The organism is Streptomyces sp. TE5632, assembly GCF_054061295.1.
In genome coordinates this window covers 463,128-477,844 of record NZ_JBSSEA010000003.1, presented here as the reverse complement: position 1 = coordinate 477,844, position 14,717 = coordinate 463,128, and the positions used below count along the sequence as shown (strand labels likewise).

The window sequence follows — 14,717 nt, the reverse complement described above, 5'->3', positions numbered from 1 at the left end:
CTCGGGACTCTGTTGTGAGCGGCCGCCGCCAACACGACCGGACCCCCGCGATTGTCCGGGTCTGGGCAGCGTCTAAGGTGGCGTGGTACGCGCGAGCCTTTACCGACACCTCACACGGGAGGGCTTGCTGGGAACTCTGTCAGGGGTGCGAGTGACGGCCGTTGAATCCCGTCCTGCGGGGATTGTCGGGACCAGCCAGAGCCCGAGTCACCGGCCGTTCGGGGCCCGTGTCAGGGCGTTCGTGGCGCTGACCAAGCCGCGGATCATCGAACTGCTGCTCATCACCACGGTCCCGGTGATGTTCCTGGCGCAGCAGGGTGTGCCCGACCTGGGACTGGTGCTGCTGACCTGCGTCGGCGGTTACCTGTCGGCGGGCGGTGCCAACGCGCTCAACATGTACCTCGACCGCGACATCGACGCGCTGATGGACCGCACCTCGCAGCGCCCCCTGGTCACCGGCATGGTCAGCCCGCGCGAGTGCCTGGCCTTCGGCATCACCCTGGCCGTCGTCTCGACGCTGTTGTTCGGCCTCACCGTCAACTGGCTGTCCGCCTGGCTCTCCCTCGGGGCGCTCTTCTTCTACGTCGTCGTCTACACGATGATCCTCAAACGGCGTACGGCGCAGAACATCGTGTGGGGCGGCATCGCCGGCTGCATGCCGGTGCTGATCGGCTGGTCCGCGGTCACCAACTCGATGTCCTGGGCACCGGTCATCCTCTTCCTCGTCATCTTCTTCTGGACGCCGCCGCACTACTGGCCGCTGTCCATGAAGGTGAAGGAGGACTACGCGCGCGTGGGCGTGCCGATGCTCCCGGTGGTCGCCAGCAACAAGGTCGTCGCCAAGCAGATCGTGCTCTACAGCTGGGTCATGGTCGCGGTGTCGCTGCTGCTCACCCCGCTCGGCTACACCGGCTGGTTCTACACCGCGGTCGCGCTGGCCGCGGGCGGCTGGTGGCTGTGGGAGGCGCACGCGCTCCTCAACCGCGCCAAGTCCGAGGTGACCGGCAGCAAGCTCAAGGAGATGCGCCTGTTCCACTGGTCCATCACCTATGTGTCGCTGCTCTTCGTGGCCGTCGCGGTGGACCCCTTCCTGCGGTAGGCGACCTCGGAGACGTTCCGACGGGCGGGGTCCGTGGCCAAGGCCACGGACCCCGCCCGTCGCCGTTCGATCTACCCGTCGGTAGCATCCTGGTCATGGCAGACAAGCAGCAGGCGGACCCGGCGGCCGAGCAGAACAGCGGTCAGCGGGCCGAGCAGAGGACCGAACGCAAGGCCGCGCGGAAGGTGGCCCGGCTCACCAAGCGGATCAACGGCTTCGCCACGGCCCACGGCGGCGCCGAGGGGCAGATCGCCTACCTGGGACAGCGCGGCGCCCGGATCGTGCTCGTCGGTGAGGACGGCGACTGGGGCGACCTGGTCGCCCACTCCTACGCGATCGCCGAGAAGGCGGCCGAGAAGGCGGGGATCACCCTCCACGAGGACTTCGACGGCGAGTTCGCGGCCAAGGTCAGGACCGGCCCGTACGAGTGGACCCGGATGGCGGGCAGTCAGATCGGCGGCCCGGCCAACGGCTGACCCCGGGCCTGCCGGCCCACCGATCAGCCCACCGGCCGTCCGCGGCAGGCACCGTGTCGGACGCACCGCAACACCTCGACCCCGGTTCACCCGTTAGAGACCTGTGGAAGCAGGCACAGCGTCTCTCGCGGGGAGCCCGGATGATCGACATGCCGTCCCTCGTGGACCAGTACTGCCACGGCGTGCTGCGCACCGAGCTGGGCCTCGGCACCTTCGAGGCCCAGCTGGTCCGCACCGAGGGCCCGCCCGCCCCGGGGACCACCCTGTTCGACACCCAGACCGGCTTCGCCGTACGCCGCTGGTGCCCGCCCCTGCTCGGCCTGGAGCCGCACTGCCCGCCCGTCCGCTATCTCGCCCGGCGCCGCGAACTGGGCGTGGCCGAGACGGCCCGCCGGCTGCTGCGGGCCAGTGGCATCACCACCTACCTGGTCGACACCGGACTGCCCGGCGACCTCACCGGCACGGCCGAGCTGGCCACGGCCGGCGCCGCCGCGGCCCACGAGATCGTGCGCCTGGAACAGCTGGCCCAGCAGGTCGCCGACACCTCCGGCACCGTGGAGTCCTTCCTCGCCAACCTCGCCGAGTCCGTGCACGGAGCCGCCGCGCACACCGTCGCCTTCACCTCCGTCGCCGGCATACGGCACGGGACGGCGCTCGCGCCCGATCCGCCGGGGCCCGGAGAGGTGCGCGGCGCGGCCGCGCGGTGGCTGGCCGCACGCCGGGTCGGGGACGAGCCGAGCGACCCGGTGCTGCTGCGGCACCTGCTGTGGACCGCCGTCGCCTCGGGCCGGCCCCTGCAACTGCACGCGGGGCTCGGCGCGCCCGGCGGCTCCCGGGCGGAGGGCACCGACCAGGGGTTCCTCGACGGGTTCGTCCGGGCCACCGCCGGGCTCGGCACCGACCTCGTCCTGCTGCACGGCTACCCGGACCACCGCCACGCCGCCCACCTGGCCGGCGTCCACCCGCACGTCTACGTCGACTCCGGCGCCGCCCTGGCCCGCACCGGCGCCCGCGCGGCGACCGTCCTCGAGGAGGTCCTGGAACTCGCGCCCTTCGGCAAGATCCTCTTCTCCAGCGGCGCCCAGGGACTGCCCGAACTGCACGTCGTGGGCGCCCGGCTGTTCCGTGAGGCGCTCGGCCGGGTGCTGGGCGCCTGGGTGACCGAGGGAGCCTGGTCCCTGGAGGACGCGCAGCGGGTGGCCGGGATGATCGCGTCGGGGAACGCGGGCCGGGTGTACGGGCTGGACTGACGGCTGCGGGGGACCGGAACCGAGGGCCCACCGCCCCGCAGGCTCAGGCGGTCGTCAGCTTCGTCTCGGCCGCCGCGTCCGCCGGACCCGGCAGATCGGCCACGGCCTCGGGCCGCTCCCGCAGGGACAGCAGCACCCGCACCACCCAGATCCACATGACGCAGGAGCCGAACATGTGGGCGCCGACCAGGACCTCGGGCAGGTCCGTGAAGTACTGCACGTAACCGATCACACCCTGCGCGAGAATGATCAGGAACAGTTCGCGGGTGCGGTGCAGCGGCCCCTTGGGCGCGTCCACCGCCTTGAGCACGAACCACAGGGCGAACGTCAGCGTCGCCACGATCCACGCCAGCACGGCGTGCACCTTGCTGACCATCGCCGGGTCCAACGGCATCCGCGCGACCTCGCTGGAGTCACCCGCGTGCGGTCCCGAGCCGGTCACCACCGTGCCGACCGCGATGACCAGGACGGACGCCACCACCAGGAACCACACCAGCTGCCGCACGGCTGCGCCGACCAGCGGCCGGGGCTCCCCGTCGCCCTCACGGACGCGCTGCCACATCACCGCGGCCACCGCGATCAGCGCCGAGGAGAGCAGGAAGTGCGCCGCGACCGTGTACGGGTTGAGGCCGACGAGGACCACGATGCCGCCGAGGATCGCGTTGCCCATCACGATCCAGAACTGCGCCCAGCCCAGCCGGGTCAGTCTGCGCCGGTACGGCTTCTGGGAGCGCGCGGCGACGATCGCCCAGCCGACGGCGGCGCACAGCACGTACGTCAGCAGGCGGTTGCCGAACTCGATGACCCCGTGCAGGCCCATCTCCCGGGTGGAGACGAGCGAGTCGTCGGTGCACTTGGGCCAGGTGGGGCAGCCCAGGCCGGAGCCGGTGAGCCGCACGGCCCCACCGGTGACCACGATGACCACCGCCATGACGAGCGCGGCGAGGGCCGCCCGCCGGACCGTCCGGGGGTCCGGGGTCCAGCGTGCGGCGATGAAGGCGAGCGGGTTGCGCAGGACCGCCTGGGCGTCGGCGCGGGTCACGTTTGGCACGCGTCCATCGTAGGGCGCCCGCTTGTGCACGCTTTCACGAGGGTCCTGGTCGGTGGGTCGGTGGTACCGGGAGCCTTCTCACTCCCAGCGGAAGAACCGGCCGGCCGCCGCGAGCCCCGCCGCCGCCCACACGGCGAGGATCCCGAGGTCGCCCCAGGGCAGCCCGGCCCCGTGCTGGAGCACGTCCCGCAGGCCCTCCGACAGCGCCGCGATGGGCAGCAGGCCGAGGACGTTCTGTGCGGTCTCCGGGAAGGTGTCCAGCGGCACGACGACCCCGCCGCCGACGAGCAGCAGCAGGAACACCAGGTTGGCGGCGGCCAGCGTCGCTTCGGCCTTCAGGGTGCCCGCCATCAGCAGACCGAGTCCCGAGAAGGCGGCCGTGCCCAGCACCAGCAGCAGAAGCACGGCGAGCGGGTTGCCCTGCGGCGACCAGCCCAGCGCGAACGCGATCACCGTGAGCAGGACGATCTGGAGCGCCTCGGTGACCAGCACCGACAGCGTCTTCGCGGTCATCAGCGCCCACCGCGGCAGCGGTGAGGACGCCAGCCGCTTCAGCACCCCGTACCGGCGCTCGAAGCCGGTGGCGATGGCCTGCCCGGTGAACGCCGTCGACATCACCGCCAGCGCGAGGACCCCGGGGGTGAGGAAGTCCACGGCCTCGCCCTCGCCGGTGTCCACGATGTCCACGGTGCTGAACAGCACCAGCAGCAGTGTGGGGATGACCACGGTGAGCAGCAGCTGCTCACCGTTGCGCAGCAGCATCTTCGTCTCGAGCAGGGCCTGCGCCGCGATCATGCGGGGGAGCGGAGCCGCGCCCGGCCGCGGCGCGTAGGCGCCGGATCCCGGGGGTGCCGGAGTCGCCTGATTCACCGGGTTCGCCGGGTTTACCGGGTTCACCGGGTTCACTGGATTCACGAACGCAGCTCCTTGCCCGTCAGCTCCAGAAAGACGTCCTCGAGGGTGTGCCGTTCGACCGAGATCCGGTCCGGCAGCACGCCGTGCTGTGCGCACCAGGACGTGACCGTGGCGAGCAGCTGCGGGTCCACCTCGCCGACGACCCGGTACGAGCCGGGGGTCAGCTCGGCGGCCTGGGAGTCGGGCGGCAGGGCCTTGAGCAGGGAGGCCACGTCCAGCCCCGGCCGGCCCGAGAAGCGCAGGGTGTTCTCGGCGCCGCCCCGGCACAGCTCCTCGGGGCTGCCCTGGACCACCACCCGGCCGGCGTCGATGATCGCGACGTCGTCGGCGAGCTGCTCGGCCTCGTCCATGTGGTGCGTGGTGAGGATGACGGAGACCCCGTCGGCGCGCAGATCCCGTACGAGGTCCCAGGTGGCGCGGCGGGCCTGCGGGTCGAGTCCGGCGGTCGGCTCGTCCAGGAACACCAGCTCCGGGCGCCCGACCACGGCCATCGCCAGCGCGAGCCGCTGCTGCTGGCCGCCGGAGAGCCGCCGGTACGTCGTACGGCCGCAGGAGCCGAGCCCGAGGCGTTCGATCAGCGCGTCCACGTCCAGGGGGTGGGCGTGCAGCTTCGCCGTGTGGCGGAGCATCTCGTCGGCCCGCGCGCCCGAGTAGACGCCGCCGGACTGGAGCATCACGCCGACCCGGGGCCGGAGCGCGGCCGACTGCCGGACCGGGTCCAGGCCCAGGACGCGCACCGTGCCGGAGTCCGGCCGCCGGTATCCCTCGCAGGTCTCGACCGTGGTCGTCTTGCCCGCCCCGTTGGGTCCGAGCACGGCCGTCACGCCCTGCCGTGCCACCAGGTCGAGGCCGTCCACCGCGGTCTTCGTGCCGTACCGCTTCACCAGGGCCTGCACCTGGACCACGGGCTCACTTCGCATGGGTCACGAGTCTAGGGACGCGCCGGGACCCCCGGACGCCGGGGGCGGGTGCGGGCATGCCCGGGAGGGTGCCGGAAGCGGCACCGGAAACCGCTGGTCCGAGCGATCAAAGATCGTTTCCGCAGGTCGGATTAGGTTTACCTAAGTGATGAAGTGCACCCGGGGGTGATCGGGTGCGGCTTGCCCGGCCCTGATGAATTACGCAACAATGGCGTTGTGAAAAAGGTTGGCGAGGCTCCCCAGGAGGAACTTGCGACCGGTGAGCGGTCCACCCGCAACCGGGTCGCTCGGTCCGTGCTGGACCACGGCCCGTCGACCGTCTCCGAACTCGCCGAGCGGCTCGGGCTGACCCAGGCGGCCGTCCGTCGCCACCTCGACGCCCTGGCCACCGACGGGATCGTGGAGGCGCGCGAACGACGGGTCTACGGAGCACGCACCCGCGGGCGCCCGGCCAAGGTCTTCGCCCTCACGGACTGCGGACGGGACGCCTTCGACCAGTCGTACGACAAGCTGGCCGTGGACGCCCTGCACTGGATCGGCGAGCAGGGGGGCGGCGACGAGGCGATCGCGGCGTTCGCCCGCGCCCGGATCGCCGCCCAGGCGGGCGCGTACCGCGAGGCGGTCGAGGCCGCGGGCCCCCGAGGAGCGGACCCGGGCGCTGGCCAAGGCGCTCAGCGCGGACGGGTACGCTGCCACGGCGCGCAGCGCCCCCGACCCGCAGCAGGGCGAGCAGCTGTGTCAGCACCACTGCCCGGTCGCCCACGCGGCCGAGCGGTTCCCGCAGCTGTGCGAGGCGGAGACGGAATTTTTCGCCGAGCTGCTCGGTACTCATGTGCAGAGGCTGGCCACCATCGCGCACGGCGACGGTGTCTGCACCACCTTCATCCCGAAGGGATCGCAGACGGCGACGTCCGCACCGCAGCCCGCGCCGCGGTCCGCCAGGACCGCACGCACCTCACAGACTTCGAAGACTTCTGCGAAGAAGACTTCGCCGCACATCCACAACGCATCTGCAAGCACGGCCGGGAGGAACCCCGCATGACTCTCCCCACGGAGACTGCCCACCCCGAACTCGAGGGCCTGGGTACGTACGAATTCGGCTGGGCCGACTCCGACGAGGCAGGCGCCGCGGCCAAGCGCGGTCTGAACGAGGACGTCGTCCGCGACATCTCCGCGAAGAAGAACGAGCCGGAGTGGATGCTGAAGCTGCGGCTGAAGGGTCTGCGGCTGTTCGACAAGAAGCCCATGCCGAACTGGGGCTCGGACCTGTCGGGCATCGACTTCGACAACATCAAGTACTTCGTGCGCTCCACCGAGAAGCAGGCCGCCTCCTGGGAGGACCTGCCCGAGGACATCAAGAACACCTACGACCGGCTCGGCATCCCCGAGGCGGAGAAGCAGCGCCTGGTCGCCGGTGTCGCCGCGCAGTACGAGTCCGAGGTCGTCTACCACCAGATCCGCGAGGACCTGGAGGAGCAGGGCGTCATCTTCCTCGACACCGACACCGCGCTGAAGGAGCACCCGGAGCTCTTCCAGGAGTACTTCGGCACCGTCATCCCGGTCGGCGACAACAAGTTCGCGTCGCTGAACTCGGCCGTGTGGTCCGGCGGGTCGTTCATCTACGTCCCCAAGGGCGTCCACGTGGACATCCCGCTGCAGGCCTACTTCCGCATCAACACGGAGAACATGGGCCAGTTCGAGCGGACGCTGATCATCGTCGACGAGGACGCCTACGTCCACTACGTCGAGGGCTGCACCGCCCCGATCTACACCTCGGACTCGCTGCACAGCGCCGTCGTCGAGATCATCGTCAAGAAGGGCGGCCGCTGCCGCTACACGACGATCCAGAACTGGTCGAACAACGTCTACAACCTGGTCACCAAGCGCGCCGTGGCCTACGAGGGCGCGACCATGGAGTGGGTCGACGGCAACATCGGCTCCAAGGTGACGATGAAGTACCCGGCCGTCTACCTCATGGGCGAGCACGCCAAGGGCGAGACCCTGTCCATCGCCTTCGCCGGCGAGGGCCAGCACCAGGACGCCGGCGCCAAGATGGTCCACATGGCCCCGAACACCTCGTCGAACATCGTCTCCAAGTCGGTGGCGCGCGGCGGCGGCCGTACCTCCTACCGCGGTCTGATCGAGATCGGCGAGGGCGCTCCCGGCGCCAAGTCCAACGTGCTGTGCGACGCGCTGCTCGTGGACACCATCTCCCGCTCCGACACCTACCCCTACGTCGACGTCCGCGAGGACGACGTGTCCATGGGCCACGAGGCGACCGTCTCCAAGGTCTCCGAGGACCAGCTCTTCTACCTGATGAGCCGCGGTCTGACCGAGTTCGAGGCGATGGCGATGATCGTGCGCGGCTTCGTCGAGCCGATCGCCAAGGAACTCCCCATGGAGTACGCGCTCGAGCTCAACCGGCTGATCGAGCTGCAGATGGAAGGCGCGGTCGGCTAACACACCACGCCGTTCCGTCAAGCCCCTTACGCAAAGGAAAGCGAGCACTACGACAGCCATGGCTGAGGCTCAGAACATCCCCGTGGGCTCCACCACCACGGGCTCGATCGCGGTCGCCGCCGAGTCGACCGTCGCCACCCGCATGAGCGCGCCCCCGTCCTTCGACGTGGCGGACTTCCCCGTCCCCCACGGCCGTGAGGAGGAATGGCGGTTCACCCCGCTGGAGCGGCTGCGCGGTCTGCACGACGGCACCGCCGTCGCCACCGGCGAAGGCGTCAAGGTCGCCGTCGACGTGCCCGAGGGCGTCCGCGTCGAGACCGTCGGCCGCGACGACGCGCGGCTCGGCCGGGCGGGCAAGCCGGTCGACCGCGTCGCCGCCCAGGCGTACTCCGCCTTCGAGCAGGCCTCGGTCGTGACCGTGCCGAAGGAGACCGTCCTCACCGAGCCGATCCGCATCGCGGTGCACGGCGAGGGCGGCGCCGCCTACGGGCACCAGGTGATCGAGCTCGGTGCCTTCGCCGAGGCGGTCGTCGTCCTCGACCACACCGGTGACGCGGTGCTCGCCGCGAACGTCGAGTACGTCCTCGGCGACGGCGCCAAGCTCACCGTCGTCTCCGTCCAGGACTGGGACGAGAAGGCCGTGCACGTCGCCCAGCACAACGCCCTCGTCGGCCGCGACGCCTCCTTCAAGTCGGTCGTCGTCACCTTCGGCGGCGACGTGGTCCGGCTGCACCCCCGGGTGGCCTACACGGGCACCGGCGGTGAGGCCGAGCTGTTCGGCCTGTACTTCACCGACGCCGGCCAGCACCAGGAGCACCGCCTCCTGGTCGACCACAACGTTCCGCACTGCAAGTCGAACGTCGTCTACAAGGGCGCGCTCCAGGGCGAGGACGCGCACGCCGTGTGGATCGGTGACGTGCTCATCGAGGCCAAGGCCGAGGGCACCGACACCTACGAGATGAACCGCAACCTGGTGCTGACCGACGGCGCCCGCGTCGACTCCGTGCCCAACCTGGAGATCGAGACCGGTGAGATCGTCGGCGCCGGCCACGCCTCCGCGACCGGCCGCTTCGACGACGAGCAGCTCTTCTACCTGATGGCCCGCGGCATCCACGAGAAGGACGCCCGCCGCCTGGTGGTCCGCGGATTCTTCGCCGAACTCGTCCAGCAGATCGGCGTCCCGGACATCGAGGAGCGCCTGATCGCCAAGATCGAGGAGGAGCTGGAGGCCGCGGTCGCATGACCTTCCAACGCGCCTGCGGGCTGAGCGAGCTGGAGGAGGACACCCCGAAAAGGGTGGAACTCGACGGCACGCCGGTCTCCATCGTGCACACCGAGGGCGAGGTGTTCGCGATCAACGACATCTGCTCGCACGCCAACGTCTCCCTCTCGGAGGGCGAGGTCGACGACTGCCACATCGAGTGCTGGCTGCACGGCTCGCGCTTCGACCTCCGCTCGGGCAAGCCCGACAGTCTTCCGGCCACGCGCCCCGTCCCCGTATACCCCGTAAAGATCGAAGGGGACGACGTGCTCGTCTCCCTCACCCAGGAGTCCTGAGGCACCCATGGCAACGCTTGAAATCCGAGACCTGCACGTCACCGTCGAGGCCGACAACGCCACGAAGGAGATCCTCAAGGGCGTCGACCTCACCGTGAAGCAGGGCGAGACGCACGCCATCATGGGCCCCAACGGCTCCGGCAAGTCGACCCTCGCCTACGCCCTGGCCGGTCACCCCAAGTACACCGTGTCCGGCGGCAGCGTCACCCTCGACGGCGAGGACGTCCTGGAGATGACCGTCGACGAGCGCGCCCGCGCCGGCCTGTTCCTCGCCATGCAGTACCCGGTCGAGGTCCCCGGTGTCTCCGTCTCCAACTTCCTGCGCACCTCCGCCACCGCCATCCGCGGTGAGGCGCCCAAGCTGCGCCACTGGGTGAAGGAGGTCAAGGAGACCATGGAGCGCCTCCACATGGACCCCGCCTTCGCCGAGCGCAACGTCAACGAGGGCTTCTCCGGCGGTGAGAAGAAGCGCCACGAGATCCTCCAGCTGGAGCTGCTCAAGCCCAAGGTCGCCATCCTCGACGAGACCGACTCCGGCCTGGACGTCGACGCGCTGCGCATCGTCTCCGAGGGCGTCAACCGGGTCCGCGAGTCCGGCGAGGTCGGCACCCTGCTGATCACGCACTACACGCGCATCCTGCGCTACATCAAGCCCGACTACGTCCACGTGTTCGCCGACGGCCGGATCGCCGAGTCCGGCGGCGCCGAGCTCGCGGACAAGCTGGAGAACGAGGGCTACGAGGCATACGTGAAGGGTGGCGCATCCGCGTGACACAGCTGCCGGGCCTCCTCGACACCGAGGCGATCCGCAAGGACTTCCCGATCCTGGACCGCCAGCTCCACGACGGGCGGAAACTGGTCTACCTGGACAACGCGGCGACCAGCCAGAAGCCCCGTCAGGTGCTGGACGCGCTCAGCGAGTACTACGAGCGTCACAACGCCAACGTCCACCGTGGCGTGCACGTCCTCGCCGAGGAGGCCACGGCACTGTACGAGGGCGCACGCGACAAGGTCGCCGCGTTCATCAACGCGCCCAGCCGCGACGAGGTGATCTTCACCAAGAACGCCTCCGAGTCGCTCAACCTCGTGGCGAACATGCTCGGCTGGGCCGACGAGCCCTACCGGGTGGACCACGAGACCGAGATCGTCATCACGGAGATGGAGCACCACTCCAACATCGTGCCGTGGCAGCTGCTCGCGCAGCGCACCGGTGCCAAGCTGAAGTGGTTCGGCCTCACCGACGACGGCCGCCTCGACCTGTCCAACATCGACGAGATCATCACCGAGAAGACGAAGATCGTCTCCTTCGTGCTGGTGTCCAACATCCTGGGCACGGTCAACCCGGTCGAGGCGATCGTGCGCCGCGCCCAGGAGGTCGGCGCCCTGGTGTGCATCGACGCCTCCCAGGCCGCGCCGCACATGCCGATGGACGTACAGGCCCTCCAGGCCGACTTCGTGGCCTTCACCGGCCACAAGATGTGCGCTCCGACCGGCATCGGCGTCCTGTGGGGACGCCAGGAACTGCTCGAGGACCTGCCGCCGTTCCTCGGCGGCGGCGAGATGATCGAGACCGTGTCGATGAGCTCGTCGACGTACGCCCCGGCCCCGCACAAGTTCGAGGCGGGCACCCCGCCGGTCGCGCAGGCGGTCGGCATGGGCGCGGCGATCGACTACCTGAGCGCCATCGGCATGGACAAGATCCTCGCCCACGAGCACGCCATCACCGAGTACGCCGTCAAGCGGCTGGCCGAGGTCCCGGACCTGCGCATCATCGGCCCCGCCACGGCCGAGGAGCGCGGCGCCGCGATCTCCTTCGTGCTGGGGGACATCCACCCGCACGACGTGGGCCAGGTCCTCGACGAGCAAGGCATCGCGGTCCGGGTCGGCCACCACTGCGCGCGGCCGGTCTGCCTCCGGTACGGAATTCCCGCGACCACGCGAGCGTCGTTCTATCTGTACTCCACGCCGGCCGAGATCGACGCTCTGGTCGACGGACTGGAGCACGTACGGAACTTCTTCGGCTGAGGGGCTGGCGAGCGATCGCATGAAGCTGGATTCGATGTACCAGGAAGTCATCCTGGACCACTACAAGAACCCGCACGGGCGGGGCTTGCGGGATGGCGACGCCGAGGTGCACCACGTCAACCCGACGTGCGGCGACGAGATCACGCTGCGCGTGAAGTACGACGGCACGACGATCAGCGACGTCTCCTACGAGGGGCAGGGCTGCTCCATCAGCCAGGCCTCCGCCTCCGTGCTGAACGAGCTGCTGGTCGGAGAAGAGCTCGCCAGGGCGCGGAAGATCCAGGAGACCTTCCTGGAACTGATGCAGTCCAAGGGGAAGATCGAGCCCGACGACGCCATGGAGGAGATCCTGGAGGACGCGGTCGCGTTCGCCGGGGTCTCCAAGTACCCGGCCCGGGTCAAGTGCGCCCTCCTCAGCTGGATGGCGTGGAAGGACGCGACGGCCCAGGCGCTGGGCTCCGACGCCGAAAGGACAACGGCATGAGCGAGACCGTGGAGATGAAACCGGCCTCCGAGGAGGAGGTCCGCGAGGCCCTGATGGACGTCGTCGACCCCGAACTGGGCATCGACGTCGTCAACCTCGGCCTGATCTACGGCGTCCACGTCGACGACAGCAATGTGGCGACCATCGACATGACCCTCACGTCCGCGGCCTGCCCGCTGACGGACGTCATCGAGGACCAGGCCAAGTCCGTGACGGACGGCCTGGTCAACGAACTGCGCATCAACTGGGTCTGGATGCCCCCGTGGGGTCCCGACAAGATCACGGACGACGGCCGTGAGCAGCTGAGGGCGCTCGGCTTCAACGTCTGAGACACACGGCAGGCGCACGCACGTCGGAGGAACGGCGGGTGGTGATCCCCACAGGGGGATCACCACCCGCCGTTCCTCTTTGCCGTTCTCCACGCTCGGGTGGCCGTCCGTTGTGTACGCTCGTACACATGGGATATCTGCTGCTCGCCGGGGCGATCGTCGCGGAGGTGGGCGCCACCACCGCCATGAAGTACAGCGACGGCTTCAGCAGACTCTGGCCCTCACTGCTGACCCTGCTCGGCTACGTGGTCTCCTTCAGCCTGCTCGCCCAGACACTGCGCACCCTCTCCATCGGCACCGCGTACGCCATCTGGGCCGGGGTGGGCACCGCCGCCATCGCCGCGATCGGCGTCATGTTCATGGGGGAGGGGCTCACCGCGGTCAAGGCCCTCGGCATCGCGCTGATCATCGTGGGCGTGGTCGTGCTCAACCTCGGCGGCGCGCACTGATGGCCCGGCGGTACGACCCCGAGCGGCGCCGGCGGATCATCGACGCGGCGATCCGGGTGGTCGGCAGGAGCGGCATCGCGGGGCTCAGCCACCGCAGCGTCGCCGCCGAGGCCGATGTGCCGCTCGGCTCCACGACGTACCACTTCAAGACCCTCGACGAGCTGATGGTCGCCGCGCTGCGCCAGGCGAACGAGGGCTTCGCCAAGGCCGTCGCCTCACGCGGCGGCCTGGAGGACACGCGCACCGACCTGGCGACCGAGCTCGCCGGGCTGCTCGGCGAATGGCTCGCGGGCGAGCGCACCGGCGTCGAGCTGGAGTACGAGCTGTATCTGGCCGCCCTGCGCCGGCCCGCGCTGCGCCCCGTGGCGGCCGAGTGGTGCGAGGACGTCACCGTGCTGCTGTCCCGCCGCACGGACCCGGTCACGGCCCGCGCCCTGGTCGCCCTGATGGACGGCATCTGCCTCCAGGTACTGCTGACCGACACGCCGTACGACGAGGCGTACGCGCGGGAGATGCTGGACCGGGTCGTCTCCGGTAGCTGAGACGGCGCGACACCGGTTCGCATCGCCGGGCTCTCCCCGGTTAGGTTGCCCTCATGACCGACACGACTGCTCAGAGCACCACCGGCGCGGTGGCCGCCGGCCTCGCCACCCTCGCCGCCGACGGCACCGTCCTCGACACCTGGTTCCCCGCCCCCGAACTCTCCGACGCGCCGGGCCCGTCCGGCACCGAGCGGCTGTCCGCCGAGCGCGCCGCCGAACTGCTCGGCGCCGGCGCGACCGCGGCGATCGGGCCGGACGCCCGCCGGGGCGTCGAGGTGGTCGCGGTCCGCACGGTCATCTCCTCGCTCGACGCGAAGCCGGTCGACGCCCACGACGCCTACCTGCGTCTCCACCTGCTCTCGCACCGTCTGGTCAAGCCGCACGGCCAGAACCTGGAGGGCATCTTCGGCTTCCTCGCCAACGTCGCCTGGACCTCGCTCGGCCCGGTCGCCGTCGACGACATCGAGAAGGTGCGGCTGAACGCCCGCGCCGAGGGCCTGCACCTGGCCGTCACGTCCATCGACAAGTTCCCCCGGATGACGGACTACGTGGCGCCCAAGGGCGTCCGCATCGCCGACGCGGACCGGGTCCGCCTGGGCGCCCACCTCGCCGAGGGCACCACGGTCATGCACGCGGGCTTCGTCAACTTCAACGCGGGCACCCTCGGTACCTCGATGGTCGAGGGCCGCATCTCCGCGGGCGTCGTCATCGGCGACGGCTCGGACATCGGTGGCGGCGCCTCCACGATGGGCACGCTGTCCGGCGGCGGCAACGTGATCATCTCCATCGGAGAGCGCTGCCTGATCGGAGCCGAGGCGGGCGTCGGTATCGCACTCGGCGACGAGTGCGTGGTCGAGGCCGGCCTGTACGTCACCGCGGGCACCCGTGTGACCATGCCCGACGGCGAGGTCGTCAAGGCCCGCGCGCTGTCCGGCGCCTCCAACATCCTCTTCCGCCGCAACTCGCTCACCGGCACGGTCGAGGCCCGCCCGAACAACGCGGTCTGGGGCGGCCTCAACGACGTCCTGCACCGCCACAACTGACCACCGGCAGCCGGCAGCTCCGTCGGCACCGCGGTCACCACACCGAGCGCCCTTCCACGGCCCCAGAACGGCCCGGGAGGGCGCTCGTGCGTGGACAGGGGGCTCCCGGCTCCCATC

Annotated in this window: 16 protein-coding genes and 1 pseudogene; 14 read left to right on the top strand and 3 right to left on the bottom strand. The window is 70.3% G+C overall.

The features are described from left to right. Nucleotides 1–145 precede the first annotated feature (145 nt). The 3 genes from ACVW19_RS07310 to ACVW19_RS07300 all read left to right on the top strand — a co-directional run bounded on the left by ACVW19_RS07310 (nt 146) and on the right by ACVW19_RS07300 (nt 2,825). Nucleotides 146–1,099 (top strand): heme o synthase, encoded by a 954-nt coding sequence (locus ACVW19_RS07310; protein WP_457457660.1) that lies wholly within the window; start codon nt 146–148, stop codon nt 1,097–1,099. 95 nt (nt 1,100–1,194) lie between these two features. After that, nucleotides 1,195–1,575, top strand: a complete 381-nt coding sequence (locus tag ACVW19_RS07305; protein ID WP_457457658.1) for a hypothetical protein — start codon at nt 1,195–1,197, stop codon at nt 1,573–1,575. 140 nt (nt 1,576–1,715) lie between these two features. Then, nucleotides 1,716–2,825 carry an amidohydrolase family protein gene (locus tag ACVW19_RS07300; protein ID WP_457457656.1) on the top strand — a complete coding sequence of 370 codons (1,110 nt, stop codon included), beginning with the start codon at nt 1,716–1,718 and terminating at the stop codon, nt 2,823–2,825. 43 nt (nt 2,826–2,868) lie between these two features. Here the strand turns inward: ACVW19_RS07300 and ACVW19_RS07295 are convergent, their stop codons facing one another. From ACVW19_RS07295 to ACVW19_RS07285, 3 genes are all read right to left on the bottom strand, one after another. Beyond that, entirely contained in the window at nt 2,869–3,867 is a 999-nt protein-coding gene (locus ACVW19_RS07295) for a COX15/CtaA family protein (RefSeq protein ID WP_457464478.1), read from the bottom strand. An 87-nt stretch (nt 3,868–3,954) separates the two neighbouring features. Next, complete coding sequence (locus tag ACVW19_RS07290; protein WP_457457654.1) at nt 3,955–4,671, bottom strand: ABC transporter permease; 717 nt, start codon at nt 4,669–4,671, stop codon at nt 3,955–3,957. Nucleotides 4,672–4,787: 116 nt separating this feature from the next. Then, nucleotides 4,788–5,711, bottom strand: a complete 924-nt coding sequence (locus ACVW19_RS07285; RefSeq protein WP_384200248.1) for an ABC transporter ATP-binding protein — start codon at nt 5,709–5,711, stop codon at nt 4,788–4,790. Between the two features lie 216 nt (nt 5,712–5,927). On the opposite strand from ACVW19_RS07285, the pseudogene ACVW19_RS07280 reads away from it, so the two are divergent. The 11 genes and pseudogenes from ACVW19_RS07280 to dapD all read left to right on the top strand — a co-directional run bounded on the left by ACVW19_RS07280 (nt 5,928) and on the right by dapD (nt 14,600). Further along, nucleotides 5,928–6,753: pseudogene (locus tag ACVW19_RS07280) on the top strand (helix-turn-helix transcriptional regulator). Beyond that, on the top strand, nt 6,750–8,171 hold the full coding sequence (gene sufB / locus ACVW19_RS07275; RefSeq protein ID WP_457457652.1) for a Fe-S cluster assembly protein SufB: 1,422 nt from the start codon (nt 6,750–6,752) through the stop codon (nt 8,169–8,171). The pseudogene ACVW19_RS07280 and the gene sufB overlap by 4 nt, the downstream one beginning before the upstream one ends. Nucleotides 8,172–8,229: 58 nt before the next feature. Continuing rightward, complete coding sequence (sufD, locus tag ACVW19_RS07270; RefSeq protein ID WP_457457650.1) at nt 8,230–9,414, top strand: Fe-S cluster assembly protein SufD; 1,185 nt, start codon at nt 8,230–8,232, stop codon at nt 9,412–9,414. Beyond that, entirely contained in the window at nt 9,411–9,728 is a 318-nt protein-coding gene (locus ACVW19_RS07265; RefSeq protein ID WP_457457648.1) for a non-heme iron oxygenase ferredoxin subunit, read from the top strand. The genes sufD and ACVW19_RS07265 overlap by 4 nt, the downstream gene beginning before the upstream one ends. Before the next feature lie 7 nt (nt 9,729–9,735). Continuing rightward, nucleotides 9,736–10,500, top strand: coding sequence for a Fe-S cluster assembly ATPase SufC (gene sufC / locus ACVW19_RS07260; protein WP_457457646.1), 765 nt, complete (start codon nt 9,736–9,738; stop codon nt 10,498–10,500). Continuing rightward, nucleotides 10,497–11,753, top strand: coding sequence for a cysteine desulfurase (locus tag ACVW19_RS07255; protein WP_457457645.1), 1,257 nt, complete (start codon nt 10,497–10,499; stop codon nt 11,751–11,753). Before sufC ends, ACVW19_RS07255 begins: the two co-directional genes overlap by 4 nt. 19 nt (nt 11,754–11,772) lie before the next feature. Further along, the gene (sufU, locus tag ACVW19_RS07250; RefSeq protein WP_361459445.1) at nt 11,773–12,237 is read left to right on the top strand and encodes a Fe-S cluster assembly sulfur transfer protein SufU; all 465 of its coding nucleotides are present in this window, start codon (nt 11,773–11,775) and stop codon (nt 12,235–12,237) included. Next, nucleotides 12,234–12,566 carry a metal-sulfur cluster assembly factor gene (locus tag ACVW19_RS07245; RefSeq protein WP_457457643.1) on the top strand — a complete coding sequence of 111 codons (333 nt, stop codon included), beginning with the start codon at nt 12,234–12,236 and terminating at the stop codon, nt 12,564–12,566. Before sufU ends, ACVW19_RS07245 begins: the two co-directional genes overlap by 4 nt. A gap of 128 nt (nt 12,567–12,694) precedes the next feature. Then, nucleotides 12,695–13,015: a DMT family transporter gene (locus ACVW19_RS07240; RefSeq protein WP_457457641.1), complete on the top strand. Its 321-nt coding sequence runs from the start codon at nt 12,695–12,697 to the stop codon at nt 13,013–13,015. Then, nucleotides 13,015–13,557 carry a TetR/AcrR family transcriptional regulator gene (locus ACVW19_RS07235; RefSeq protein ID WP_457457639.1) on the top strand — a complete coding sequence of 181 codons (543 nt, stop codon included), beginning with the start codon at nt 13,015–13,017 and terminating at the stop codon, nt 13,555–13,557. Before ACVW19_RS07240 ends, ACVW19_RS07235 begins: the two co-directional genes overlap by 1 nt. 53 nt (nt 13,558–13,610) lie before the next feature. Then, the gene (gene dapD, locus ACVW19_RS07230; protein ID WP_457457637.1) at nt 13,611–14,600 is read left to right on the top strand and encodes a 2,3,4,5-tetrahydropyridine-2,6-dicarboxylate N-succinyltransferase; all 990 of its coding nucleotides are present in this window, start codon (nt 13,611–13,613) and stop codon (nt 14,598–14,600) included. Nucleotides 14,601–14,717 lie beyond the last annotated feature (117 nt).

Excerpts from the sequence above, each read along its gene's own strand:
- ACVW19_RS07305 (WP_457457658.1), top strand. The coding sequence starts at position 1,195 with ATGGCAGACAAGCAGCAGGCGGACCCGGCGGCCGAGCAGAACAGCGGT.
- ACVW19_RS07300 (WP_457457656.1), top strand. The coding sequence starts at position 1,716 with ATGATCGACATGCCGTCCCTCGTGGACCAGTACTGCCACGGCGTGCTG.
- ACVW19_RS07290 (WP_457457654.1), bottom strand. The coding sequence starts at position 4,671 with ATGATCGCGGCGCAGGCCCTGCTCGAGACGAAGATGCTGCTGCGCAAC.
- ACVW19_RS07285 (WP_384200248.1), bottom strand. The coding sequence starts at position 5,711 with ATGCGAAGTGAGCCCGTGGTCCAGGTGCAGGCCCTGGTGAAGCGGTAC.
- sufB (WP_457457652.1), top strand. The coding sequence starts at position 6,750 with ATGACTCTCCCCACGGAGACTGCCCACCCCGAACTCGAGGGCCTGGGT.
- sufD (WP_457457650.1), top strand. The coding sequence starts at position 8,230 with ATGGCTGAGGCTCAGAACATCCCCGTGGGCTCCACCACCACGGGCTCG.
- ACVW19_RS07265 (WP_457457648.1), top strand. The coding sequence starts at position 9,411 with ATGACCTTCCAACGCGCCTGCGGGCTGAGCGAGCTGGAGGAGGACACC.
- sufC (WP_457457646.1), top strand. The coding sequence starts at position 9,736 with ATGGCAACGCTTGAAATCCGAGACCTGCACGTCACCGTCGAGGCCGAC.
- sufU (WP_361459445.1), top strand. The coding sequence starts at position 11,773 with ATGAAGCTGGATTCGATGTACCAGGAAGTCATCCTGGACCACTACAAG.
- ACVW19_RS07245 (WP_457457643.1), top strand. The coding sequence starts at position 12,234 with ATGAGCGAGACCGTGGAGATGAAACCGGCCTCCGAGGAGGAGGTCCGC.
- ACVW19_RS07240 (WP_457457641.1), top strand. The coding sequence starts at position 12,695 with ATGGGATATCTGCTGCTCGCCGGGGCGATCGTCGCGGAGGTGGGCGCC.
- ACVW19_RS07235 (WP_457457639.1), top strand. The coding sequence starts at position 13,015 with ATGGCCCGGCGGTACGACCCCGAGCGGCGCCGGCGGATCATCGACGCG.
- dapD (WP_457457637.1), top strand. The coding sequence starts at position 13,611 with ATGACCGACACGACTGCTCAGAGCACCACCGGCGCGGTGGCCGCCGGC.